This is a genomic window from Hymenobacter sp. BT730 (assembly GCF_030542105.1).
GTDB lineage: Bacteria > Bacteroidota > Bacteroidia > Cytophagales > Hymenobacteraceae > Hymenobacter.
In genome coordinates this window covers 547,824-571,807 of the sequence record NZ_JAUOFB010000001.1, presented here as the reverse complement: position 1 = coordinate 571,807, position 23,984 = coordinate 547,824, and the positions used below count along the sequence as shown (strand labels likewise).

18 protein-coding genes are annotated in these 23,984 nt (G+C 55.1%); 10 read left to right on the top strand and 8 right to left on the bottom strand.

Going from position 1 to position 23,984, the window contains the following annotated elements; genetic code table 11:
- Position 1: 1 nt before the first annotated feature.
- From moeB to Q4G72_RS02470, 3 genes are all read left to right on the top strand, one after another.
- Positions 2 to 1,111, top strand: a complete 1,110-nt coding sequence (moeB, locus tag Q4G72_RS02480) for a molybdopterin-synthase adenylyltransferase MoeB (RefSeq protein WP_303309854.1) — start codon at positions 2 to 4, stop codon at positions 1,109 to 1,111.
- 75 nt (positions 1,112 to 1,186) lie between these two features.
- Positions 1,187 to 2,350, top strand: coding sequence for a putative sulfate/molybdate transporter (locus tag Q4G72_RS02475; protein WP_303309853.1), 1,164 nt, complete (start codon positions 1,187 to 1,189; stop codon positions 2,348 to 2,350).
- Positions 2,351 to 2,381: 31 nt separating this feature from the next.
- Positions 2,382 to 2,765 (top strand): nuclear transport factor 2 family protein, encoded by a 384-nt coding sequence (locus Q4G72_RS02470; RefSeq protein WP_303309852.1) that lies wholly within the window; start codon positions 2,382 to 2,384, stop codon positions 2,763 to 2,765.
- Between the two features lie 5 nt (positions 2,766 to 2,770).
- Here the strand turns inward: Q4G72_RS02470 and moaA are convergent, their stop codons facing one another.
- Positions 2,771 to 3,778 (bottom strand): GTP 3',8-cyclase MoaA, encoded by a 1,008-nt coding sequence (moaA, locus tag Q4G72_RS02465; RefSeq protein WP_303309851.1) that lies wholly within the window; start codon positions 3,776 to 3,778, stop codon positions 2,771 to 2,773.
- A 129-nt stretch (positions 3,779 to 3,907) separates the two neighbouring features.
- Between moaA and moaD the strand changes: the two genes are divergently transcribed.
- Together moaD and Q4G72_RS02455 are read left to right on the top strand one after the other, a co-directional pair.
- Positions 3,908 to 4,150, top strand: coding sequence for a molybdopterin converting factor subunit 1 (moaD, locus tag Q4G72_RS02460; RefSeq protein ID WP_303309850.1), 243 nt, complete (start codon positions 3,908 to 3,910; stop codon positions 4,148 to 4,150).
- Between the two features lie 66 nt (positions 4,151 to 4,216).
- Positions 4,217 to 4,633 (top strand): molybdenum cofactor biosynthesis protein MoaE, encoded by a 417-nt coding sequence (locus Q4G72_RS02455; RefSeq protein WP_303309849.1) that lies wholly within the window; start codon positions 4,217 to 4,219, stop codon positions 4,631 to 4,633.
- Between the two features lie 4 nt (positions 4,634 to 4,637).
- Here Q4G72_RS02455 and Q4G72_RS02450 read toward each other — a convergent pair whose 3' ends face one another.
- Complete coding sequence (locus Q4G72_RS02450) at positions 4,638 to 5,798, bottom strand: NTP transferase domain-containing protein (RefSeq protein WP_303309848.1); 1,161 nt, start codon at positions 5,796 to 5,798, stop codon at positions 4,638 to 4,640.
- Positions 5,791 to 6,288: a cyclic pyranopterin monophosphate synthase MoaC gene (gene moaC, locus Q4G72_RS02445; protein WP_303309847.1), complete on the bottom strand. Its 498-nt coding sequence runs from the start codon at positions 6,286 to 6,288 to the stop codon at positions 5,791 to 5,793. Before moaC ends, Q4G72_RS02450 begins: the two co-directional genes overlap by 8 nt.
- A 112-nt stretch (positions 6,289 to 6,400) precedes the next feature.
- Between moaC and Q4G72_RS02440 the strand changes: the two genes are divergently transcribed.
- On the top strand, positions 6,401 to 7,618 hold the full coding sequence (locus Q4G72_RS02440; RefSeq protein WP_303309846.1) for a molybdopterin molybdotransferase MoeA: 1,218 nt from the start codon (positions 6,401 to 6,403) through the stop codon (positions 7,616 to 7,618).
- Between the two features lie 136 nt (positions 7,619 to 7,754).
- Here Q4G72_RS02440 and Q4G72_RS02435 read toward each other — a convergent pair whose 3' ends face one another.
- The 3 genes from Q4G72_RS02435 to Q4G72_RS02425 all read right to left on the bottom strand — a co-directional run bounded on the left by Q4G72_RS02435 (position 7,755) and on the right by Q4G72_RS02425 (position 9,679).
- A complete protein-coding gene (locus Q4G72_RS02435) occupies positions 7,755 to 8,294 on the bottom strand; it encodes a hypothetical protein (RefSeq protein WP_303309845.1) in 540 nt (179 codons plus the stop codon).
- Between the two features lie 41 nt (positions 8,295 to 8,335).
- On the bottom strand, positions 8,336 to 8,908 hold the full coding sequence (locus Q4G72_RS02430) for an energy transducer TonB (RefSeq protein ID WP_303309844.1): 573 nt from the start codon (positions 8,906 to 8,908) through the stop codon (positions 8,336 to 8,338).
- Positions 8,909 to 9,196: 288 nt separating this feature from the next.
- Positions 9,197 to 9,679, bottom strand: coding sequence for a tetratricopeptide repeat protein (locus tag Q4G72_RS02425; protein WP_303309843.1), 483 nt, complete (start codon positions 9,677 to 9,679; stop codon positions 9,197 to 9,199).
- 70 nt (positions 9,680 to 9,749) lie between these two features.
- On the opposite strand from Q4G72_RS02425, the gene Q4G72_RS02420 reads away from it, so the two are divergent.
- Entirely contained in the window at positions 9,750 to 10,397 is a 648-nt protein-coding gene (locus tag Q4G72_RS02420) for a carbonic anhydrase (protein ID WP_303309842.1), read from the top strand.
- On the opposite strand, the gene glpD is transcribed toward Q4G72_RS02420, so the two are convergent.
- The gene (gene glpD, locus Q4G72_RS02415; RefSeq protein ID WP_303309841.1) at positions 10,394 to 12,019 is read right to left on the bottom strand and encodes a glycerol-3-phosphate dehydrogenase; all 1,626 of its coding nucleotides are present in this window, start codon (positions 12,017 to 12,019) and stop codon (positions 10,394 to 10,396) included. The two genes, Q4G72_RS02420 and glpD, sit on opposite strands and share 4 nt — an antisense overlap.
- A gap of 1,638 nt (positions 12,020 to 13,657) precedes the next feature.
- Here glpD and Q4G72_RS02410 point away from each other — a divergent pair.
- Together Q4G72_RS02410 and Q4G72_RS02405 are read left to right on the top strand one after the other, a co-directional pair.
- Positions 13,658 to 20,737 carry a tandem-95 repeat protein gene (locus Q4G72_RS02410; RefSeq protein ID WP_303309840.1) on the top strand — a complete coding sequence of 2,360 codons (7,080 nt, stop codon included), beginning with the start codon at positions 13,658 to 13,660 and terminating at the stop codon, positions 20,735 to 20,737.
- Positions 20,738 to 20,812: 75 nt separating this feature from the next.
- Positions 20,813 to 20,989 carry a hypothetical protein gene (locus Q4G72_RS02405; protein WP_303309839.1) on the top strand — a complete coding sequence of 59 codons (177 nt, stop codon included), beginning with the start codon at positions 20,813 to 20,815 and terminating at the stop codon, positions 20,987 to 20,989.
- 288 nt (positions 20,990 to 21,277) lie between these two features.
- Here Q4G72_RS02405 and Q4G72_RS02400 read toward each other — a convergent pair whose 3' ends face one another.
- On the bottom strand, positions 21,278 to 23,095 hold the full coding sequence (locus Q4G72_RS02400; protein WP_303309838.1) for a glycosyl hydrolase 53 family protein: 1,818 nt from the start codon (positions 23,093 to 23,095) through the stop codon (positions 21,278 to 21,280).
- A gap of 327 nt (positions 23,096 to 23,422) precedes the next feature.
- Here Q4G72_RS02400 and Q4G72_RS02395 point away from each other — a divergent pair, with 327 nt between their 5' ends.
- On the top strand, positions 23,423 to 23,830 hold the full coding sequence (locus tag Q4G72_RS02395) for a hypothetical protein (RefSeq protein WP_303309837.1): 408 nt from the start codon (positions 23,423 to 23,425) through the stop codon (positions 23,828 to 23,830).
- The last annotated feature ends 154 nt before the right edge of the window (positions 23,831 to 23,984 follow it).

Here is a 23,984-nt window from a genome sequence, read left to right as displayed (position 1 = left end):
CGTGCTTACATCTACCGAAAAACAGAGATACCGCCGCCATTTGCAACTCCCTGAGATTGGTGAGGCCGGCCAGCTACGGCTGCGGGCCGCCCGGGTGCTGGTAGTGGGTGCCGGCGGACTAGGCTGTCCGGTGCTGCAATACCTGGCGGCGGCGGGCGTAGGTACCCTAGGCATTGCCGATTCTGACCGGGTAGAGCTCAGTAACCTGCAACGGCAGGTGCTTTATGGCCCAGCTGATATTGGCCAGTTGAAAGCCGCCGCTGCTGCCCGCGAAGTCCAGCGCCTCAACCCGGCGGTGTACTGCCGGCAGCACATTATGCGCGTAGACCGGGCCAACGTGCGGGAGGTGCTGGAAAACTATGATGTAGTGGTAGATGGCTCTGACAACTTCCCTACCCGCTACCTGCTCAATGATGCCTGCGTCAGTCTGGGCAAGCCACTGATTTCGGGAGCCATTTATAAGTTTGAAGGTCAGGTTTCGGTTTTCAATTACCAGGGCGGGCCCACTTATCGGTGCCTGTTTCCCACGCCGCCCAGCGCCATGGAGGCACCTAACTGCGACGCTACCGGCGTACTGGGCGTGCTGCCCGGCCTGGTAGGTACCGCGCAGGCCACGGAAGCGCTGAAAGTTATTCTCGGGCTGGGTGAGGTGCTCAGCGGCCGCCTCTGGATTTTGGATGCCCTGACCTTCCAGAGCCGCCTGCTGCGCTTTGCCCGCCACCCGGAACATAGCTTGCTGCACCTGGATACTGCCAACCCCGCCGACTACCACGACTATTGCACCCCTGACTTGCGCAGCGTAACTGCCCTCGAGCTGCAGGAGCTCCTGCATTCCGCCGCGCCCCCTTTTTTGCTGGATGTACGCGAGCCTGCCGAGCACAGCATTTGTCACCTGACCGGCGCCATGCTCCTTCCCCTGGCCCACGTAACGCAGGGCGCCAACCAACTGCCCCGCCAGCACCCGGTAGTAGTCTATTGCCACCACGGCACCCGCAGCGCGCAGGCCATAGCACAGCTGCAGGATCAGTTTGGCTTCAGCAACCTGATCAACTTAACGGGTGGCATTCACGCCTGGGCTACCGAGGTAGATACTGCCATGGCTACCTATTAACCTATTCGGGTTGATTACGACAAAACAAGGCCAGACCTTTCGCCTTCATTACTCGCTATTGCTGCTCACTACTTGATGCCTCTCACCGCTTTCCCGCCCAGCCGCTCCCGCATCCGCTTCGACCGCAACGAGCTGGCAGGTGCCTTCGGTGATTTAGGTACAGATCTTCCTTTGCTCATTGGCATTATTGCCGCCTCCGGGGTAGATAGCGCCAGCGTATTGGTAATGTTTGGCCTGATGCAGATTTTCTCCGGGCTGTGGTACGGGCTGCCCATGCCGGTGCAGCCCCTTAAGGCATTTGCGGCCCTGGTAATTGCCCAGAAAATTCCGGGCCGCCTGATCTACGGTGGCGGGCTGGCCATTGGCGCCAGCATGCTGGTGCTCTCCGCTACGGGGCTGATTGATGCCCTGGCCCGCCTTATTCCCAAGCCCGTGGTGCGCGGCATTCAGTTTGGGCTGGCCCTGCAGCTGTCTACGTTAGCTCTGAAAGAATATGTGCCGGCCGATGGGGTGGGCGGCTACGTGCTGGCCGCCGCGGCCTTCCTGATAACGGTAGTGCTGCTGGGTAACCGCCGCTGGCCCGCAGCGCTGCTGGTAGTAGCGCTGGGGGTGGTATATGCGCTGGTGTTCAAGCTGGACCTGGCCACGGCCCAGCGTGCGGCCGGCTTTCATCTTCCCTCCTGGCACATCCCTGCTGCGGCCGATATTTTAACCGGGGCCGTGCTGCTGGCCTTACCCCAAATACCCCTGTCACTCGGCAATTCCATTCTGGCTACCCGGCAGGTATTACACGACCATTTTCCGGAACGCCCCATCACAGTGCGTCAAATCAGCCTGACCTATGCTTTAATGAATCTGGTAAATCCATTTTTCGGTGGGTTTCCGGTTTGCCATGGTTCGGGAGGGCTGGCGGGACACTATGCGTTTGGGGCCCGCACCGGTGGCTCAGTATTGCTGTATGGCGGGCTGTTTCTGATTTTGGGTCTATTCTTCAGCCAGGGCTTTGCCCAGGTGGTACAGATTTTCCCGCTCCCAGTGCTTGGGGTGCTGCTCCTCTTTGAAGCCCTCACGCTGGCCGCGCTGCTTCGCGACATTACCTCCTCCCGCAACGATTTGGTAGTAGCCTTGCTGGTAGGGCTCCTTTGTGGTGGCCTGCCTTATGGCTACCTGGTGGGGCTGGTGGTGGGCACGGCCGTATACCACGCCATGCGCCGCAACTGGGTAGGCCTGGGCAAGTAAGTTTTGTAAATCAACACTAAACCCTTCTACCATGAGCCACGCTGAGCAAAACAAGCAAAACGCCATAGCCTTCTATGAGCTGATGTTTAATGAGTGTCAGCCGATAGAAGCGGTAGCCCGCTACGTGGGGGCGGAGTACATTCAGCACAACCCCGGCGTACCCGATGGCAAGGATGGCTTTATTGCCTACTTCGAGCGGATGGCGCAGGAATACCCCGGCAAGCGCGTGCACGTAAAGCGGGCCATTGCCGAGGATAACTACGTGGTGCTCCACTGCCTGCAGCATTGGCCCGGCGACCATGACTGGGCCGGTATCGACATCTTCCGATTTGATGCGCACGGCAAGATTGTGGAGCACTGGGATGTGCTGCAGGTAGTGCCCGGTACCGCCGCCAACACCAATACCATGTTCTAAACGGCCTACCCGCCTATCGTCGACATCGACTCAAAGCTGAGCTGGTGCAGGGGGCGCTGCTGCTCGGCTTCAAAACCATTGGCGGCGCGGTAGCGGAAGGCCGTTGTTAGCGCCGTGCGGATTTCCTCGTTGGTAGCGCCGCCTCGTAACAGGGCGCGCACGTCCAGAACCCCCTGGTCGTAGAGGCAGGTTTTCAGGCCGCCTTCGGCCGTGAGGCGGATGCGGTTGCAGCTCCCGCAAAAGGTACGCGAGTACGCCGCAATTATACCTACGCGGCCCATATGCCCCGGTATGGTGTACTCGGCAGCCGTGGCACCGGGAGCCGTAGACACGGGCAGTAAACCGGAAAAATGCTCAGCCAGATGCTCCCGAATACGCACATGGTTCCAGGGTAAAGACATGGCCGCATGGCTTCCGCCATTAAAAGGCATTTCCTCAATAAAGCGCACTTCTACGGGTAGGTCACGGGTTAGCTCGGCCAGCGGAATAATGTCTTCCGTGTTCTGCCCGTCCATCACCACGGCATTAATTTTCACCTGAATGCCGGCGGCTATCAAGGCCTCAAAAGTGGCCAGCACCTGCGGCAGCTCGTCGCGGCGGGTAATGCGCAGGAAACGGGCGCGGTCCAGCGTGTCTAGGCTCAGGTTCACGCTGCGGATGCCCAGCCGCACCAGCTCCGGCACGTGTGGGGCCGTCAGCACCCCGTTGGTGGTCAGGCCAATATCCGTAATACCTTCTATCTGGCGCAGGCGCCCAATAAAGGGCAGCAGGCCCCGGCGCACGAAAGGCTCCCCGCCCGTAAGACGCACTTTATGCACCCCCAGGCCGGCCAGAATCTGCACTACGCGTTCCAGCTCCTCATAGCTGAGCAGCGCCTGCCGGGGGACGTAGTCGATACCCTGCTCGGGCATGCAGTAGAAACAGCGCAGATTGCACCGGTCCGTAACGGCCAGCCGCACATACTCAAGCGGGCGGCCGTGGTTATCAAACAAAACGGAAGCGGTGGTAGACATGGGGCAGAACAGCAGAAAGAAGGCCGCCGCAAGAAGCGCAGCGGATTCTGAACAAAAAACGCGCCCACGCCTTTTCTGTTCAATTTATATTTATTTGATCGGCAAACCTGGCCGGCCGTACTTACAGGCATGAACCTGACTATTGCTCTTTTTGGCATTGCCCGCGAAATAGTAGGCCAGTCCCAGCTCCAGCTTGCTCTGCCCACCGGCACCTCCGTGCAACAATTGCTGCGCCAGCTCCAGGAGCAATATCCTGGCCTTACCCAGCTCAGCAGTCTGGCCGTAGCCCGTAATAATGAATACGCCCAGGGAGAAGAACTGCTGCAGGAACGGGACGAAATTGCCCTGATTCCACCCGTGAGCGGCGGTTAATGCTGAACCGCCCGCCTAATTCTCTTTGCCCTCCGTTGGCAGACGCCCTGCTGCATTTTTCTGCTTATGCTTATTGAACTTACCGACCTGCCCATTGACGTAGCGGCCGTGCTTCAGGCCATGCAGGCAGATGGTGCCGGCGCGGTTAACACCTTTATCGGGACGGTGCGCAACCAGAGTACCGGGCGCCGGGTAATGCGCCTGCACTATGAAGCCTACGATGCTATGGCCCTGCACCAGCTACGGCGCGTAGCTGAGCAGGCCCAGGAGCGCTGGCCCATGCTCCAGAAAGTAGCCGTCGTGCACCGCAAAGGTACCCTGGCTATTGGCGACATAGCCGTAGTGGTGGCCGTAGCTACCCCGCACCGCGCCGAGTCCTTTGCCGCCTGCCAGTTCATCATTGATACTCTGAAACAGGTAGTGCCCATCTGGAAAAAAGAGGAGTATGAAGACGGCACCGTGTGGGTAGCCGCACATCCGTAGACCATTAGCTTTTCCTCCCAAACTCCCGCTCTGCCGCCGCCCGTTCTTCCGGCGTATTCACGTTGCGCAGTTCCTGGGGGGCAGGAGCCATCAGCAGCGCCGCATCGGAGTTGATGAGGGCTTTGCGCGGGCAGGAATAGCCCAAAGCCAGAAACCGAAGCAATGCCGCGTAGCTCTGCGGCTCCCAGATAGTAATAAGTGGCTCCGGAAACTCATTTTCGGGGCTCTGGAACGCTGTAGCCATACGGCCAGCCTGGCGGTGTTCCACCAAATAGTGAAGTGTGTTTTCCGAGAGAAACGGCAGGTCGCAGGCTACTACCAGCCAGGCCGCGTTAGGGTTGTGCCGAAAAGCTGAGAGGATGCCACTCAGCGGGCCCAGGTCCAGAAACTGGTCAGGAAGGGGCTGCAGACCATTAGGTATATCGGCTACCTGATCCGGACGGCAGGAAATAAACACCTCCTGGCACCAGGGCGCCAGCAGCGCAGCGGCATGAGTACGCTGCTCCTGCTGGTGGTAGCGCAGGCGGCTTTTATCAGCCTGCATGCGCTGGCTGCGCCCCCCCGTAAGCACCAGCCCAAAGAGGGGAGGCTGGCGCAGTTGCCACCACTGCCGTACCCAGGCGGCAATGCCTTCCGTATCTGCTAAAGCCAGTACCGGCACCTGGCGGCTGGCGGTCAGTTCTTTGAGGTATACCGGCACTTCGGTTTCGCCTTCTGAGAGCAGCAACAATTGAAGGTCGGTGAGGCGCTCCAGCTTACGGTCCAGGGGTTTGCGCGGGTCAATTATGGCAATCTGCTGCTCGGCCCGAAAGTGGTTGCCGTTTACCAGCACCAGGCTTTGCTCACCCAGCCATTGCAGCTGGTTAAACCGATTCAGGCCTTGCGGCAGGTCCAGGCGGCGGAAATGAATTTTGTCGGTCAGCTCAGCGGCCCCGGCCTGTAGCACGCTACTGCTTACGCTCTCCGTCTCCGCATCACCAGCGGCGTGGTCAGCATCTACATACGCCACGCGCAAATCCGTAGTAAGAAAAGGCAGCAGGCGGGCTGTTAGCGCTTTAATGATGCCGCAGGGGGCGCCCAGAATGGCCAGCTCGTGGCGGTTGAACTCGCCCAGCAGCGGCCGGGCCATGGGGGCATGCTTGGTATGGGCAGCGGCACTATTCATCGTCGGCGAAGTGAAAGTCCTGCTTGCCGCCGGTTTTGGACAGGAGGCGGGTTTCCTGGATAACGATGTTGTGCGAGAGGGCCTTGCACATATCGTATACGGTAAGTGCTGCTACTGAAGCTCCGGTTAGCGCCTCCATTTCTACGCCCGTTTTCCCCGTAACCGAAGCCGTGCACTCAATGACCACCGTGGCGGGCTCAGCAATTGTAATGTGCACCTGGCAGTCATCCAACCCCAAAGGGTGGCACAACGGAATCAGGTCAGCGGTTTTTTTGGCAGCCATGATACCGGCCAGAATAGCAGTTTGAAACACCGGTCCTTTACGCGTGGGCAGGTCGCCGTGCTGCACCAGTTGCAGAATCTCAGCCCCCACTACCACACGGCTGCGGGCCCGGGCTACTCGCCGCGTTACGGCTTTGGCGCCTACATCTACCATGGCCGGCTGCCCGGCGGCATTAAGGTGAGTGAGCTTGGAAGGAGAATCAGCCATACAAAAGAAATGTAGCGGAAGCTTTAGCTTGCGCCGGGGTACAGAAATAACCGAAAACCAGACCAAAGGTCTACGGCTTACGCTGGGCTCGTTGCTGCAAATTACCTGCTTTATGCTCACTGTTGACGAAGCTACCCGCCGCGTATGGGCCACCGTTCGGCCTTTGCCCTCAGAAACGATACCATTGCCGGAAGCCCTGGGCCGCGTGCTGCGGAAGCCGCAATACGCCGACCGCGACTTTCCACCCTTTGATCGGGTGGCTATGGATGGCATAGCCGTGGCTTTTGCGGCCATAGCAGCCGGACAAACCACCTTCCCCATTGAGCGCACCCAGCTGGCCGGCCAACCGCCCCTCCCCCTGCAGCAGCCCCACGCCGCCATTGAAATCATGACCGGTGCTGCCCTGCCTCCCGGTACCGATACAGTTGTTCGCTACGAGGATCTTATCCTAAATGAACCCATCGACGGGCCGCGGGCGGCCAAGCTACAGGTGCTGCCGCCGGCTGCCGGTCACAACATCCACCCCCGCGCCGCCGACCGCCACCAGGGCGACTTACTTCTGCCCATCGGCACGTTACTGGGCCCCGCCGAACTGGCTGTAGCCGCCACCATTGGCGCGGCCACGCTGGCCGTTACGCGTCGCCCCAGAGTGGCGGTGGTCAGTACCGGCGACGAGTTGGTGCCCATTACCGAAACACCGCTGCCGCACCAGATCCGGCGCTCTAATGCCTTAATGCTGCAGGCGGCAGCGCAGCAGGCCGGGGCGGTGGTTAGTGTTTTTCATTTCGATGATGACCTGGCAGCGCTCCAGGCCGGTTTACCGTCTCTGCTGCATGAGTATGATGCCGTACTGCTGAGCGGGGGCGTGTCTAAGGGCAAAGCCGATTTTCTGCCGCTGGCCCTGCGGCAAGCCGGGACGGAAGAGCTGTTTCATGAAGTGCAGCAGCGGCCGGGGAAGCCGTTCTGGTTTGGCCGGCACCCGCAGGGAGCTGTGGTGTTTGCCTTGCCCGGCAACCCGGTTTCTACATTTGTGAACTATTACCGCTACGCTCAGCCCTGGTTGTTAGCCATTCAACAGCCCGTAGCCTCCCCGGCCGCGCTGGCCTGTGCTGTTCTCACGCAGGATGTTTCTTTCCGCCCCCAGCTCACGCACTTCCTCCTGGTAAGCCTGCACAGCGGGCCTGATGGCCGCTTGCTAGCAACTCCCGAGCGGGCCGGAGGCTCCGGCGACCTGGCCAGCCTACTGCCTAGCGACGGTTTTCTGGAACTGCCGGCTGATTCCGAGCATTTTGCAGCAGGCACCGTGTGGCCAGTCTGGCGTTTTCGCTGACTCGAATGCATTTCGTGTCCCCAACAGCCCTCCGGCATCAGCCTTCAGGAGAAAGAGCCACCGCTTTTTTAAAGGCCTATTGAAACGAAAAAGCCCCGCCGGGGCGGGGCTTAATACTGGTAGCTGGGGAATGAATTTATTCTGACACTACTTTGCCGAGGTCTTTCACATCCCGGCTGGTTTCCATGGTCACGAACTCGGCCTGCAGGGCCCGGATACGAAGCTCGTCGCGGGCACGCAGATCCAGCCGAATTTGCTGCAGCCGGTTATTAAGGCGACGGTAGATAGCCGTGGCATAGTCCCAGTCTCGCTGTGTCCATTGCCGACGCAGCGTCCGCGTCTGGCGTAGTAGCTGTGTGTAGGCCGGCTCAATATTATCCACGGTGAGCTGCTCAACATTGGCGTAAGTTCCCAGTAGCTGCTGGGTAAAGGCGGAGGTAGCACCCGTGTCCAGCGGCTGCCGGTTGCGGGCACGGGAGGCCGAGTCCCAGCGACTGGCCCGGCTGGCGGCTGTTTTAGCTTTTTGGGCAGCTTTATCAGCCAGGGTATCCAGCTCGCGCACTTCCTGGCGCACAGCCTCCTGCCGTTCACGGGGGGTAGAATCGCAGGAAGAAACCAGCGCCAGCGTGCCTAGCAGAGCGGTAGCGGGTACAAAGCGGAAGAGTTTCGTTTTCATAGCCCTAACATACGGCCTAACGGGGCCAGTAGATATAGTTGTTACGGCTTCAAACGAAAGTTGAAGGGCATTTCATATACCACCGGCACTGCATGGCCGCCACGGCGGGCCGGAATCCATTGCGGGGGAATAGCTTTGGCTACGCGCACCGCCTCTTCGTCGCAGCCGGCTCCAATGCCCAGCAACACGTGGTAGTCAGAGGTTTGTCCCAGTGTATCAATAACAAAGGTTACAATGACTTTGCCCTGCACATTCTTGTCCTGGGCCATGGTAGGGTAGTTCAGTTTACTCACATAGGTACCCAGCAGAGCATCGCCGCCCATAAACAGTGGCGGCTGATCTACACGCCCATTGGTCCAGGCATTGTTTTCTTTGATCTGGTAAACCCGGTCTTCTACCGGACGGTAGAACAACAGCTTGTTTTTGGAATGGTCATACTTCTGGGCAATAACCTGGCTGCCGTCGCGGGTGTAGGCATAGTACTCCCATACGCCTACTTTATTGCCTTTTTCCAGCATACCGCTTTCATAGTCGGTTTTTCGGACGCGCTGCGCCAAGCTGGTATGGACCAGGCCGGTGAAACATAAAAGAATCAGGAGTAAAGAACGAATCATAGCTCGTGAGAAAGGGTGGGAAGGGGTGGGAAAATTTTTATTCGTTTTATTCTATTTTTTACTTACATCAAGCGTAGCTTTTTCTACGCATTTTCAGACGCACTAGCCCTACATGCCAGAATTGCCCTGAATAAATAGCAGAAATCAGCCCTGCCATTTATCCGGGAAATATACAAAAAATGAATCGAACCTCGCAAGCACACAGCCCTCCATCCGTTGATAAACCGGCTGATTTTCAACGTAAATCAGTTGCCGCTCCGGGCATTTGCCTGATCTGAGAGAGGGCAGTTACAGATCTGCCTCAGGCAGTTGGTCACGCAAATCCCGGATGCGGGCCTGCAGGCCGGGCATTTGAGGGCACAGGCGCGAGAGGCGCTGCAGAATGCGCAGGGCACCCCGCTCGTCGCCGAGCAACTGCAGCATACCTGCCCAGCCGCTCAGGGCGCCGAAATGGCGGGGCTCCAGGCGCAGCGTTTCCTGAATATCGAGCAGAGAAGCCCGATAGCCGCCGCGCAGGTAGTGGGCCGTGGCACGCTTGTTCCATCCTTCTGCCCATTCCGGGCGCTGCTCAATCAGGTAAGTAAACTCGGCAATGGCCCGGGTATATTCTTCCGCGGCTAGCGCCCGCATACCCTCTTCCAAGCGCTTGTTCAGGGCAGTATCGCCTGAGTCCAGCCACACTTCCCAGATGGCATGCTGCACGGCGGCAATTTCTACCGGAGCCGCGGCTTTCCGCAACAGCTCAAACAAGTCATCCAGCGACTGTGACATAAGCGGGCCGATAGAAATTGTGCCAACCCCAGCCAAGGTTCAGGGCGAGTATACGTATTTTGCCGGCCTTATGACCACCTACGAACAACTCTTCGAGAATAACCGCCAGTGGGTAGCGCAGAAAACGGCCCAGGACCCAGACTTTTTCCTCAAGCTGGCCCGCGAGCAGCGCCCCGATTATTTATTCATTGGCTGCTCCGATTCAAGGGTGCCGGCCAATGAAATTATGGGCCTGGATGCCGGGGAGGTATTTGTGCACCGGAACATTGCCAACGTGGTGCCCAATACCGATCTGAACGTGCTTTCCGTTATCAACTATGCTGTGGAGCACCTGGAGGTAAAGCGCATTATTGTGTGCGGCCACTACCAGTGCGGCGGGGTGCGGGCCGCCATGGAAAGCAAAGATCTGGGCATTCTGAACCCCTGGCTGCGTAACATCCGGGATGTGTACCGCTTGCACGCCCCGGAGCTAAACCAAATAGCCGACGCCACCGCCCGCTATAACCGTTTGGCCGAGCTGAATGTGCTGGAGCAGTGCATTAATGTGATTAAAACCGCGGAGGTGCAGCAGAGCTACCTGGAGAAAGGCTACCCCGAAGTAGAAGGCTGGGTCTTCGACCTCCACAATGGGCAGCTGATAGATCTGAAAATCGATTTCAAAGCCCGCCTGCAGCAGATTCAGCAGATTTATAACCTGACCGGCAAGCCCCACCATTAATCTCCGGCGGCCACCAGGCTGTGCGGATGAAACCGTTGCACGTACTGGCGGTACGCGGCTACTTCCGTTGCCTCTCGTGCTGCCGACCAGCCCAGATGCTGCCGGGCCACCGTAGCGGCAGCTTCTACTACGTCCAGCCCACAAGCCGCATTCAGACCCAGCATGGTGCGCCGCAGCAGGCAGTCCGTGAGCGTTTGGGCCAGCTCCTGCTGCATGGCAAATACGATTTCGGCGGCCAGCGTGGGAGAATTCGGGACGAGGGGCTGAAGCAGGTTGGGAGAGGTAGCAGCCAGCTGGAGCAGCGGCGCGGCGCGACGGCCGTAAATGCGCAACAGGCGATGCAGGCTGGCGTTGGGCAGGGCCGGAAACACCTGAAGCAGTTGCTGCTGGAAGCGGGCTATTTCCTCCGGAGGCAAGGCACCCGGCAAGGGTGTTTGGGCTGAGACACTGGCCATACAGGGCTTTTGCAACCGCTGGCATAGCAGGTCTACCACTTCCTCTGCCAAACTACGATAGGTGGTCAGTTTACCACCTACTATGGAGAACAGCCCTTTGATACCTGCCGAGTCCTGATGCACAAAGTGCCGCCGGGTGATGCCAGCCTCGCTTCCGGCTGGCACAAAAGGCAGCGGCCGCACGCCGGCATAGGTATACAGCACTTGCTCACTAGTGAGATGTGCCTGTGGAAAAAGCCGATTGGTTTCGGCCAGGAGATAAGCTATTTCATCCTGGGTGGCTTCTAGCTGCTCCAGACTGCCGGTGTAGCGCGTGTCGGTGGTTCCGATGAGGTAGAGTTCGTTCCAGGGCAGTATGAAAAACGGTCGGCCATCGGCCTTGGCTTCGGCATATAATCCTACCTGAGGCGCCCCGGCGAAAGGCGCTACTACCAGATGAGTGCCTTTAGTGCCGGCCACCAGCGGCGTACCAGCCGGCAATGCTCCGGCCAGCACCGCATCCACCCAGGGGCCGGCCACATTGACTACCAGTGGTGCGTGAGCTGTATGTTGGGCGCCGGTTTGCAGATTAGTACACACGATGCCACGCACCTGGCCTTGCTCAGTCAGCAGGCTGTCGGCGCGGGTATAGGTAAGCACATGGGCACCCAGTGCATGCGCAGCCAGCACGTTTTCTACTGTGAGGCGCTCCGGAAACGTCACCTGGGCATCGTAGTATAATGCCCCCCCCTGTAAGTCTTCGGTACGCAGCCCGCTGGCACGGGCCAAAGTAGCTGTGCTGGAAAGCATCTGGTGCCGGGGCAGCGACTTATTCCAGGAAAGGACATCATAGGCGACCATCCCTACACGCATAGTAAACGGACCGCGCCGGGCACCTTTGTACAAGGGAATAAGCAGGGGCAATGGACGCACCAGGTGGGGCGCAATACGGAGCAGCGTTTCCCGCTCCCGCAACGATTCCCGCACCAGTCTCAGCTCGGCATGCTCCAGGTAGCGCAATCCACCGTGTATCAGGCGGGTAGACCAGCTTGTGGTACCGCTGGCTATATCGCCTTTGTCCAGTAGCAGCACCCGTAGGCCCCGTTGGGCAGCATCGTGGGCAATGCCTGCGCCATTGATGCCGGCTCCGATGATAATGACATCATAGGAAGCGCTTATCGGGGACAATGGATGCGGAGGAGCCATGGGACATAATTACTATCCCATAAGATACAGATTTGCGGTTACCTGTTGGGCTATTCAAGCAGGTTGCAAAGCCCCTATTCTGTTAAGGGTTGATCATCTAATAGTTATAAGATGATCAAACAATTATATATAATATTTAGCCATTCAATTTTTTTTGATAATAATCCTAATTAGATTTATCGCACAATTATATCTTATAAAACTTCTATTCAGGCCATAATCACCTGATTAAATTCATAAATCCCTCATTTTCAACAGGGAGCAAATCTATATTTCCTCTTCTACACACCTACCCAACACATTTATTGTATGAGCATTAATCTACTCATTAGACACAAAACAGGTTTTAGAGTCTACGGACTGCTACTGTTTTGGTTGCTTAATCTTACAAGCATTACAGCCACCTACGCGCAAACATCAGCCCCCGATGGCTATGCGCCCACTGTCACCTCAGATAAGGATGATTATGCGCCTGGAGAAATGGCGCATATCACGGGGTCTGGTTGGACGGCCGACTCCATGGTACATGTGGAGTTTAAGGAGGAGCCGGACTACCCGGATTATCACATCTATGATGTGGCGGTGAAAGAGGATGGTACGTGGCAGATTGATTATGCCATAGAGCGGCGCCACTTGGGCGTGAAGTTTACGGTGACGGCCACTGGTAAGCAAACCGCAAGGATGGTTACGACAATATTTACAGATGGTGAGGCACAAATTACAGTTGCGACTTCCCCAATATCGCCAAACCAAATATCTAGTGCAGGCACATCAGATATATCATTAATCACTGCAAAGAATGCAGGAAATAACCCTATTCCAAGATTTATTATCAGAATTAGACAAGGAAGTAAAACAGGGCCAATTGTTAATCAGTCACCTGAGTTTTCTATAGCTACAAAGGATGCATCAGTCGGCAGGAGTTGGGATGGGAGAAATAATATAGGTTCCAATACTGATTTTGTACTCGATGGAAATTATTATGCTATTGCTGCCTCTATTGACAATAAGAATGGTATTACCGAGACAACTAGTGAATCTGTACCAAGTGTATATCAATTGATACTAGTTGATAATACAAATCCTTTGGTATCTATTGTTAATCCTATAGCTACTGCAAGGACTATATGTGGAACAGGCTCACCTATTAATATTGCGGGTACTGTTTCAGATCCAACGGTAAATGGCGCCAGCTCAGGCATTTCATCGTTAACGGTAACATATAAGTTTAATGGAGGCAGTTCAAATAACCTCACTGTAACTAATAGCGGAGGAAATTGGAGTACATCTTTAACCCCTAACGCTGTTGGATCTTATGCAATTGAGGCTAAGGCAATTGACGCAGCAGGCAACAGTAGCACCCAATCCATTACTTTGTCTGTCAACTCCGTACCTAGCGCTCCTACTGCAGGCAATAATGGCCCATTATGCATTGGTTCCACCCTTAATTTAACGGCTTCTACCATTGCTGGGGCAACCTACAGCTGGACGGGGCCAAATAACTTTACTTCCTCGCTACAGAATCCTTCTGTCTCTAGCATCTCAACTGCCGCCGCAGGTACTTATTCAGTTAAAGTAACCGTAAATGGCTGCACCAGTCCGGTAGCTCAGACCGTTGTGATGGTTGATTCACCACCCTCTACAGCAGTAGCTGGTCTGGATCAACCGGCCGTTTGCGGCACCACCACCCAATTAGCTGCCACTGCACCTACAGTTGGTTCTGGCGCCTGGAGTATTGTTAGCGGAGAAGGCGGGCACATAACGACCGGCACCAGCAACACATCTGAGTTTACAGGAACAGCAGGCACCACATACAAGCTGCGCTGGACTACTACCAATGGAGCAACATGTGCTCCATCAACCGATGACGTGCAGATAGCCTTTGTTCCTACACTGGGCGCAGTAAGTGCCATTACCGGCAACAGCCTGGTAGATTATGGTTCTACCGCAGTAGGATATGCCATTGATGCTGTAGCTAACGCTACTACTTATACCTGGCATGTTCCCTCCGGAGCCAGCTTTACACAAGCCCCCGATGGATTATCCATATCCGTAAACTGGGGAACTGCTGTTTCCGGAACAATCAGTGTAGATGCTAGCAATGGCTGTTATACTTCCTCGGCAAGCCTCTCGGTGGCAGTGAACAGGGCGCCCGTAGCAACAGCAACAACTGTGCAGACTAATGAGGACACTTCTTTACCCGTTACGCTTGCAGGCACAGATGCCGATAATAATACGCTGACATATAGCATTGTAACCGGGCCTTCTCATGGCACTCTTAGTGGCACCGAGACTTCCCGCACCTATACCCCAGCGGCCAATTATTATGGCTCCGACTCGTTTACTTTTAAAGTAAACGATGGTAGACTTGACTCTGCTCCGGCTAACGTGTCTATCACGGTAACTGGCATAAATGACGCCCCTGTAGCTATAGCGCAATCTGTCAGCACGGATGAGGACACGAGCAAATCGGGCACACTGACCGGCACTGACATCGACAGTTCCGAATTGACTTTTGCACTTGGCACCCAAGCCATTCACGGTATAGTTACAGTGCAATCAAATGGCAGCTACAACTACACTCCAGCAGCTAACTACAACGGCCCCGACGCCTTTACCTTCACAAGCAACGATGGTAGCCTGACTTCCCAAGCTGCTACGGTTTCTATAACGGTGAATGCTGTGAATGATGTGCCGGTAGCTACCGCGCAAAGCGTAACCACTGAGGAGGATACCTCCGTGGAAATTGTACTTGCTGGCACCGATGTAGATAGTGACCCACTTACTTATACGCCGGGCAGTGTTAATCACGGCTCCCTGGCGCAGAAAGCAGGCACCAGCAACACCTACATTTTCACACCAGCAGCTAACTATAATGGCCCTGCTGCCTTCAATTTCACGGTCAACGATGGCACCTTGACTTCTACTCCGGCCACCGTGTCAATTACAGTCGATGCCGTAAATGATGCACCAGTAGCTGCTGCGCAGGCTATTAGCACCGACGAGGACACGCAAAAAACGGGGACACTGACCGGCTCAGATATTGAAGGATCTAACTTAACATTTACCGTTGCAGCAGACGCAGAACATGGTACCGTTACACTAGAGACCAATGGTGCATTTAGCTACACGCCAGATGCCAATTATAATGGCTCAGACTCCTTCACGTTTACAGTTCACGATGGCAACTTAGCATCGTTGTCTGCTACCGTAACTATTACGGTGAATGCCGTGAACGACGCACCGGTGGCAAGCAATGATACAGGAACAGTGAATGAGGATGGTATCTTAATGGGTGGTGCGATTTTAGTAAATGACAGTGATGTAGATAATGCCGAGCTAACGGCCGAATTAGTAAACAGCCCTACAAAAGGCACGCTCGAACTCCTTCCAAATGGCACTTATACCTACACGCCAAACCCGAACTATAACGGCAGTGATTCATTCACTTATAGAGCGACGGATGGTAGCCTGAGCTCGAACCTTGCCACAGTTTCCATTACGGTTCAGGCAGTCAATGATGCTCCTATTGCTACGGCACAGAGTGTGACCACCGATGAGGATGTGGCCATAGAAATTGAGTTGACCGGAACGGATGTAGATGGAGATGCCCTGAGCTATACGCCGGGTTCAGTTGGCTATGGTATGCTGACGCTAAAATCTGGCAACACTTATATCTACGCGCCAGCGGCTAATTACAACGGTTCCGACTTGTTCACATTTAAAGTTAATGATGGCAGTGTTGATTCAGCCCCAGCTACGGTTTCTATTACAGTCGATGCCGTAAATGATGCGCCAGTAGTAGCTCAGGCAATTTCTGACGTTTCAGTGCTGGAAGACGCCACTAACACGGAATTGGATCTGAGCAACACCTTTGCGGATGTGGACATTGCCACCAATTCAGACGCTTTAGCCTTAACTGTATCCGGCAATACCAATCCGGCCCTCGTTACGGCCAGCTATAACGCTGCTACTAAGAAGCTAATTCTGGCATATGGCACTAATCAGTCAGGCACCGCCACGATTAAGGTAAAAGCTACTGATAATGTTTCCGCAGCCGTAGAAGACGAGTTTGTTGTGACTGTAGCACCGGTGAACGATGCGCCAAGCTTCGTGAAAGGCTATGACCAGGAAGTTGACGAAGATGCCAGTGCGCAAAGTGTGAGCAACTGGGCTACAAACGTCAGCGCTGGGGCAGACAATGAATCTACGCAGGAGCTAACCTTCATCGTAACGAATAACAATACTACGCTGTTCGCTACCCAGCCTGTTATTGATGCTACCGGCAAGCTGACCTACACTCCTGCGGTCAATGCTAATGGAATTGCTACGGTTAGTGTGCAGCTCCAGGATAATGGTGGCACTGCCGATGAAGGTATTGATGAAAGTAGCGTAGAAACCTTCACTATCACCATCAATGCTGTCAACGATGCGCCCTCCTTCGCGAAAGGGGCTGACCAGACGGTTCTGGAAGATGCCGGCACCCAAACGATTAGTGGCTGGGCTACGGGCATCAGTACAGGGCCTAGTGATGAAGCCGGCCAAATTTTGGCTTTCTCGGCAACTACCACCAATAACGACCTGTTTTCAAGCTTACCTAGCATTGCCGCTGATGGCACACTAACCTATACGCCAGCGGCCAATGCTTATGGCTCGGCTACTGTAAGTGTTACGTTGAAGGATAATGGAGGGATTGTCAAAGGTGGAGTTGATGAAAGTGCTACCCAAGAATTCACTATCACGGTAAATTCGGTCAATGACGAGCCAGCGGGAACAGATAATACACTCACCACGCAGGAGGATACAAGCTATCCTTTTGCCGCGGCTGATTTCGGTTTCTCCGATACCGATGGCAACAGCCTGGCAGCTGTGAAAATCACCACTCTCCCAACGGCCGGCCGGCTCCAGCTGAGTGGCTCCTCTGTTGTAGCAGGGCAACTGATTCCAGCGGCTAGTTTAGCCAACCTGAGCTTCTCCCCTGCACTGAACGCCAACGGTACCGGCTATGCCAGCTTCACTTTCCAGGTACAGGATAATGGTGGAACTAGCAATGGAGGCCTCGACCTAGATCAGTCGCCTAACACCATTACCCTGGATGTTACCCCGGTGAATGATGCCCCCATAGCTACAGCGCAATCTGTTACCACGGAGGAGGATGTAGCCAAACTAATTACTCTGACGGGAACGGATATAGAAGGGGATGCTCTGACATATAGCATAGTAGCAAACCCTGCTCATGGCTCCGTATCCGGGTCTGGCCATACATTCACGTATACGCCTAACGCCGATTACTATGGCTCCGACTCCTTTACTTTCCAGGCGAATGATGGGGCACTGGATTCTGAGCCGGCTACGGTTTCAATCACGGTAACGCCCGTCAACGATGCGCCCACCTTGGCAGCTATTTCTGCACCAGAGGCCATTAATGAAGATGCCTCTGAGCAGACTATGTTGCTTAGTGGAATCAGTAGTGGAGCGGCCAACGAAGTACAGACACTTACGGTAACGGCTACTTCCAATAACACGTCCCTGGTCGACGATATAGCGGTGCTGTATACCAGTCAGGAAACCAGTGGCAGCTTAAAGTATACTCCTAAGGCTAACCAGTATGGTTCAGCTTTGATTACTGTAAAAGTCAATGACGGAGACCTGGAGGTAACCAAGACATTTACCATTACCGTTAATTCCGTCAACGATGCTCCTTCCTTCACGAAAGGCGCCGACCAGACGGTTTTGGAAGATGCCGGTGCCCAAACGGTTAGTGGTTGGGCTACAGCCATCAGTGCCGGGCCCGCCAACGAGAGTACGCAACAGGTAGCCTTCCAGATAATCAGCAACAGCGCCTCTGCTCTGTTCACGGCTGATGGGCAGCCGGCTATTAATGCGGCCGGTCAGCTCACGTATACCCCGGCAGCCAATGCCAATGGGACAGCAACTATTCACGTAAAGCTTACTGACAATGGCGGCACTGATAACAGCGGAGTAGCGGAAAGCGCGGAGCAGATTTTTGTTATCAACATCACGGCCGTGAATGACGCCCCGGTAGCGGCCAACGACGCGGGAACGGTGAACGAGGATGCGGCGCTGTACGGAGGCTCGGTATTAACTAATGATACCGATGTAGACGACGCTACTTTGACGGCCGTACTGGTGACAGGCCCGGCGCATGGCTCGCTCACGCTCAGCCCCGATGGCAGCTATACCTACACTCCAGCCGCGAATTACAACGGCCCGGACTCCTTCATCTACAAAGCTCAGGATGCCGCACACGAAGGCAGTAACCCGGCCACGGTTGCCCTAACGGTAACGGCGGTGAATGATGCGCCGGTGGCCGATGCCATGACCATCAGTACTAATGAAGACACCGAAAAAACGGGTACTCTGACGGGCTCCGATATCGAAGGCTCTCCATTGACGTTTGCGCTTGCAACGGCGGCAGCCCATGGTACCGCTACGATACAGGGAAATGGTAGCTTTAGCTATCAGCCTGCAGCTAACTACAACGGCCCGGACTCTTTCACCTTCACGGTACAAGATGGAGCGCTTACCTCTGCGGTTGCCACTGTCTCGGTTACGGTGAATGCCGTAAACGATGCTCCTACGCTGGCCGCTGTTAGCACTCCGGCCGCTATTAATGAAGATGCAGCCGAGCAGACTGTCTCCCTGAGCGGCATCAGCACTGGCGCCGCCAACGAGGCTCAAACACTTACCGTGACGGCTACGTCTAGTAACACAGCCTTGCTGGATAATCCAACCGTGGTTTATACCAGCCCTCAGGGCACCGGCACGCTGAAATACACGCCCAAAGCTAATCAGTTTGGCTCGGCATCGGTAACGGTGAAAGTCAGTGATGGTGATGCGGAGACTACCCAAAGCTTTACCGTTATGATCAATCCGGTAAACGATGCGCCAAGCTTCGTAAAGGGCAGTGACCAAGTGGTGAACGAGGATGCGGCTGCGCAAACTATTACCGGCTGGGCCACAGCGCTGAGTACCGGCCCCGCTAACGAGGGGACCCAGTCGTTGAGCTTCGTAGTAAGCAACTCAAATACCGGGTTGTTTGCCGCCCAGCCAGCCGTGGATGCTACTGGCAAGCTCACCTTTACGCCAGCTGCCAATGCCAATGGGGTAGCTATCGTTAGTGTTAACATCAAAGACGATGGTGGTACTACCGCTGGCGGTATAGCAGAAAGCGCAGTACAGACTTTCACTATCACCGTTAATGCTGTCAATGATGCACCGACCTTCACCGCAGGAGCCAATCAAACGGTACAGGAAGACGCACCCGCACAGAGTGTAGCCTGGGCTACGTACATCAGCGCCGGCCCCGCCAATGAAGCTACGCAGACAGTAAGCTTTGTTGTTAGCAATAACAATACGAGTTTGTTCACCAGCACCGGGCAGCCCGCTATTGACGCCACAGGTAAGCTTTCTTATGCTTTGGCCCCCAATGCAAATGGGGCAGCCACAGTAAGTGTGAAGCTGCAGGATAATGGTGGAGTAGTAAATGGTGGGGTGGATGCAAGCGCCATTCAGACCTTCACTATCAATGTAGCTCCTGTTAATGATCTTCCCGTCATTACAAGCATCACTGCCCCTGCGGCTCCTATGGCCATAAATACAGCGGTGAATGTAAGTGCCGTATTTACGGATGTAGATGCCTTTGCGGCAGGAAACTATACAGCCACCTGGACTTGGGACGACGGAAGAACTTCTACAGGCACGGTCTCATCCGCCAATGGAGTGCTGACGGTGAATGGCTCCTATACCTACAATACTCCTGGTGTTTATAACCTGACGCTCAGCTTAGCAGATAATGGCGGTAGTACAGCAACTGCTTCTGCCACCAGCCCTTTGCAAGCCGTACCGCTCACTTATCAGTACGTGGTTATCTATGACCCCAACGGTGGCTTTGTTACCGGCGGTGGCTGGATCTGGTCGCCGAAGGGAGCCCTGCGCAGCAACCCAGCGGCAGAAGGCAAAGCCAACTTCGGATTTGTAGCCAAGTATAAAAAGGGCTCCACCACGGTAGTAGAAGGCAGCACCGAATTCCAGTTTAAGGCCGGTGATATAAACTTTAACAGCACCTCCTATGAAGCTGCCCGGCTGGTCATTTCCGGCAGCAAGGCCAGCTATAAAGGCGAGGGCACCATTAATGGCACCGGACGGTATGGCTTTATGACATCGGCAGTAGACGGCCAGTATAACGACGGTACTGGCGCTGACCGATTCCGTATCAAAATCTGGAATATAAATGCCGGAGGAGCTATTGTCTACGATAACCTTCTGGATAATGCTGCCGATAACTACGACCTGAATGCGGCCCCTACTACTATTATCCAGGGAGGCTCCATCGTCATCCACAATCCTGACGTGAAGACCAGCACCAAGACCAGCACGCTGACAACCACAGATGGCCCAGTTCCTGCCGCTACAGTGAAGGCAACTTTCTCTAACTATCCTAATCCCTTCTCGGAGAAAACCACTCTCACCTTCGCGCTGGATAAGAATGACAGCTATGAGCTGACACTATATGATGCCAAAGGCATGCTCATGAAGCGTATCCAGGCAGGCACTGCTGAAGCTGGCCGGGTCTATTCCTTCGAGTTGAGCGGCCGGGACCTGGCAGAAGGCATCTACTTTGCCCGCCTGGTGACTTCTTCCAAAGTACAGACGATGCGGATAGCCGTTAGAAAGTAGCCTGTAAAACCGGGGCCGTGTCAGCAACTGGACATGGCCCCGAGTACAGGCAACTAAACCACTAACAAAGAAAAGATGCTACTTACCCCCACTTATGATGTCTTCGACCTCTACCAGGTGCACCAAACCAAGATGCGCCGCTTCTTCCCCTGCTGTTTACCTCGCCGGACTACGCTGGGCAGGGAGAAAATCCCGGCCTTAAACGCCTCGGCCTTGAAGGACAAAACGGAGCAATCCATATTTCCCTCGTGAACCTTGACCCTAATAAAGGTCTGAAGCTGGATGCTCTGCTGCCAGGTGTAACCTGGAAAAACTACCGGCCACATCCTGACCTCTGCCAAGGTGAGTGATTACAACACCTTCTAGAAGCCCGGCACCGTACAGCTGGCCGCCTTTACCGAAGCCCACAAATGGGACGACAAGCTGAGCGTGGCCTTTCCTCCAAGGTCAGTTGTGATGCTGGAACTGAAATAAAAGATAATGCCCCTTGGCTATGCCTAGCTCCGCTCGGAACATGTGTTAGCCAACAGGCGCTGCCTATTATTGCTTGATAAACTTGTAGATTTCGGTCTGGCCGCCTACTTCCAGCTGTGCCTGATAGAGGCCGGTGGCTAAATGAGACACGTCCAGATATTGATACCGGGCTGCGCCTGCGAAGGTCTGTGTCAGTACGGCCTTACCAGTAAGCGAGTAGATGCGCACGGTTGCTCCAGCTACTCCTTTGGGTAGAACAAGTGTGAGTACATCGGCTACTGGATTAGGATAAAGGCGACTTCCAGTACGCGCCTCATTCGCCGTAGGTAACTGAGCTGGCGTAACGGCCGAAGTAGCTACCGCCGCAGGGCTCAGCTCCACGTTATCGATGCTGCACCAGTTACCGGCGTTGGCATCTGACCATAAGCCAAACTCGCACTGGCCATTGGATACCTGAATGCCCTGAATCTGAATCTGAGCCCAGGTGCTGGTGACGGGCAGCGCGTAGTTTTTTTCTGTTCCACCGAAGTTCTTGGCGTAAAGCTGACAGGCTTTCTGGCCGCCGCCGTTCATGACCCAGGCTTTGAGGGTGTAGGTACCATTGGCGAGGCCGGTTTTCACTTGGTACGTGCTGACCTGATAAGCCGAGCCCAACCAGTGCGTGAGGCGGTAAGTGCTGGCCTGGCCGCCCGTTTCGGTTTTGTCGGCCGCGTAGTTGGCGGTAGAGTTGGCCCAACTCGTCCAGTCCGTCGGGGTTTGGGTGGAAGCCCCATTAGCCTCAAAGCCGGGATTGGTCACCAGGTTGGTACTGGGAGGCGTAACGGGAGGGGCTGTAGGGGTAACCAAAAATGCGTTCAACGCTGTTGAGGGCTTGCCATCGTTTGCCCAGGCACTTAACTGGTAGCCGCTAAAACTTCGGTAACCCTCGGGCTCCCAGTAAAATACCCCCAGCCCCTTGCTGTTCGGCACGCCAAACACAGCGTTTTGCACGGCCACCAGCATATCGTAGGTGTTCTGGGCCGCGTTGGTGCAGTCGCCGCCCACTTCGGCTACAATGACCTCTTTGCCGTAGCGGCTGGCCATGTCGTTGAGGTTGTATTGCAGGCCGCTAATGGAAACCGTGTACTCCTGGTTGAGCCAGTAGGGATAATACGACATGCCAATGACATCGTACTTGCCCCCGTTGGTGGTAAGCTTGTCGAAAAAGGAGCGGAACCGGGCGTTGTCGTTGCCTTTGTCGAGGTGGACAACCACCTTCGTCGTCGGACTCACCGCTTTGACCGCATCGTAGCCTTGATTGATGAGCTGCGTGAGCTGGCTGAAGTTCGAAGTGTTGCCTTCGGGCCATAGCATGCCGTTGGGTATCTCATTGCCCACTTGCACCCACTCCGGCGTCACACCACTGGCTTTCAGTGCATTCATCACGCTGGCGGTGTGGTCGTACACGTCCGTCTTCAGCTGCTGGAAGTTATGATTGGCCCAGGCAGCGGGTTTGGTTTGCTTACCTGGGTCAGCCCAACTGTCGCTGTAGTGAAAGTCAATCATAATGCGCAGGCCCAGGTTCTTTGCGCGTGTGGCCATTGTTACTACTTCAGCGGGGCTGCAATGACCGTTCACCCAGTCCACCATGGAGGGATTTACCCACACCCGCAGTCGAATGGAGTTGATGCCCTTGTCTTTGAGAATTTGAAAGCAGTCCTGCTCTACGCCCTGCTCGTTGTAGAACTTATAGCCGTTGGCTTCCATCTGCTGGAGCCAGCCCGTGTCGCCGCCTTTGGCAAAAGTTTGGGCTTTGGCGGATGAGGCGAAGAATAGCGACGTACATAGGATGGCGCCGACGGTCAGCGCTTGCCGCGCCCAGGATAAGGGTATAATATTTAGCATAGGGAGAAAAAAGGGTGGGCAGTACAATTGAATCAGAGGCAGTTACTGCCTCCGCGTTTTGGCACCTAGCGAGCAAGATACTAGTTAGGCCCTGAAGAAGTACGGGAGAAGCGGCCCTATTTTGAGAAGGCCTGCCTCGCATGGAATGCCTCCCCCAGCCTGCCTGGCTTTCTACTGATAGTAACTCTCCTTTGGTCTGAATAGCCAGTTGAGGCGGATATCCTTCCCTAAGCAATGGCTTAGTCAACATATCCTGGAGGCTATCAGAAGCTCATTCCCGGAAGTGAGGAATAAATAGTAGTTTCGCTATCCTAACCAGCCTCGCTAGTGCAATACTTTCATAATGAGTCCGCCTCCATTAGCTACATCCCGGATGGGGCGGGTTATGTGCGAATAGCCTGGCAGCCGGTCCGGGTATCTGCTCCCGAACTACAGGCCATTTACGAACATGCCTTAAATGCTATGCACTATCATGGTGCTACCAAGCTGCTTTCCCTCCATGGGCAGCGGCCCCCGTTGCCGGTAGACATACAGACCTGGCTAGTACAGGAATGGATTCCGCGAGCGATACAACAGGTACATTATGGCCAATGCGCTATTGTAGAAGCAGGCCAGCCCCTGAGCCGGTTGGCGGCGCGTACCATCGGGAGTGGCTTAACAGAAGACCTACAATTCGCCTTTTTCCCAACCGAGGAAGCCGCCCATGACTGGCTAACAGTTGCTACAACAGAATAAACTAGGCTGAGCCGACCCTATCTTCTTCTCCCCACGACGCTTTTTCGATTTCCAGCTTTCTCCAAGCTTATGAGGATTTCGGGGACTGCCTGCATTAGGAGCAATCAAGTGCGCCGCAACTATACTACCTTTCACTTATTGCTAACGCCGGAAT

Bases quoted from the DNA above. Each gene is read 5' to 3' on its own strand.
- Q4G72_RS02400 (WP_303309838.1), bottom strand. From the start codon at position 23,095: ATGCTAAATATTATACCCTTATCCTGGGCGCGGCAAGCGCTGACCGTC.
- Q4G72_RS02475 (WP_303309853.1), top strand. From the start codon at position 1,187: ATGCCTCTCACCGCTTTCCCGCCCAGCCGCTCCCGCATCCGCTTCGAC.
- moaD (WP_303309850.1), top strand. From the start codon at position 3,908: ATGAACCTGACTATTGCTCTTTTTGGCATTGCCCGCGAAATAGTAGGC.
- Q4G72_RS02450 (WP_303309848.1), bottom strand. From the start codon at position 5,798: ATGAATAGTGCCGCTGCCCATACCAAGCATGCCCCCATGGCCCGGCCG.
- moaC (WP_303309847.1), bottom strand. From the start codon at position 6,288: ATGGCTGATTCTCCTTCCAAGCTCACTCACCTTAATGCCGCCGGGCAG.
- Q4G72_RS02410 (WP_303309840.1), top strand. From the start codon at position 13,658: ATGGTTGATTCACCACCCTCTACAGCAGTAGCTGGTCTGGATCAACCG.
- Q4G72_RS02435 (WP_303309845.1), bottom strand. From the start codon at position 8,294: ATGAAAACGAAACTCTTCCGCTTTGTACCCGCTACCGCTCTGCTAGGC.
- Q4G72_RS02430 (WP_303309844.1), bottom strand. From the start codon at position 8,908: ATGATTCGTTCTTTACTCCTGATTCTTTTATGTTTCACCGGCCTGGTC.
- Q4G72_RS02440 (WP_303309846.1), top strand. From the start codon at position 6,401: ATGCTCACTGTTGACGAAGCTACCCGCCGCGTATGGGCCACCGTTCGG.
- Q4G72_RS02425 (WP_303309843.1), bottom strand. From the start codon at position 9,679: ATGTCACAGTCGCTGGATGACTTGTTTGAGCTGTTGCGGAAAGCCGCG.
- Q4G72_RS02455 (WP_303309849.1), top strand. From the start codon at position 4,217: ATGCTTATTGAACTTACCGACCTGCCCATTGACGTAGCGGCCGTGCTT.
- Q4G72_RS02405 (WP_303309839.1), top strand. From the start codon at position 20,813: ATGCTACTTACCCCCACTTATGATGTCTTCGACCTCTACCAGGTGCAC.
- moaA (WP_303309851.1), bottom strand. From the start codon at position 3,778: ATGTCTACCACCGCTTCCGTTTTGTTTGATAACCACGGCCGCCCGCTT.
- Q4G72_RS02470 (WP_303309852.1), top strand. From the start codon at position 2,382: ATGAGCCACGCTGAGCAAAACAAGCAAAACGCCATAGCCTTCTATGAG.
- Q4G72_RS02420 (WP_303309842.1), top strand. From the start codon at position 9,750: ATGACCACCTACGAACAACTCTTCGAGAATAACCGCCAGTGGGTAGCG.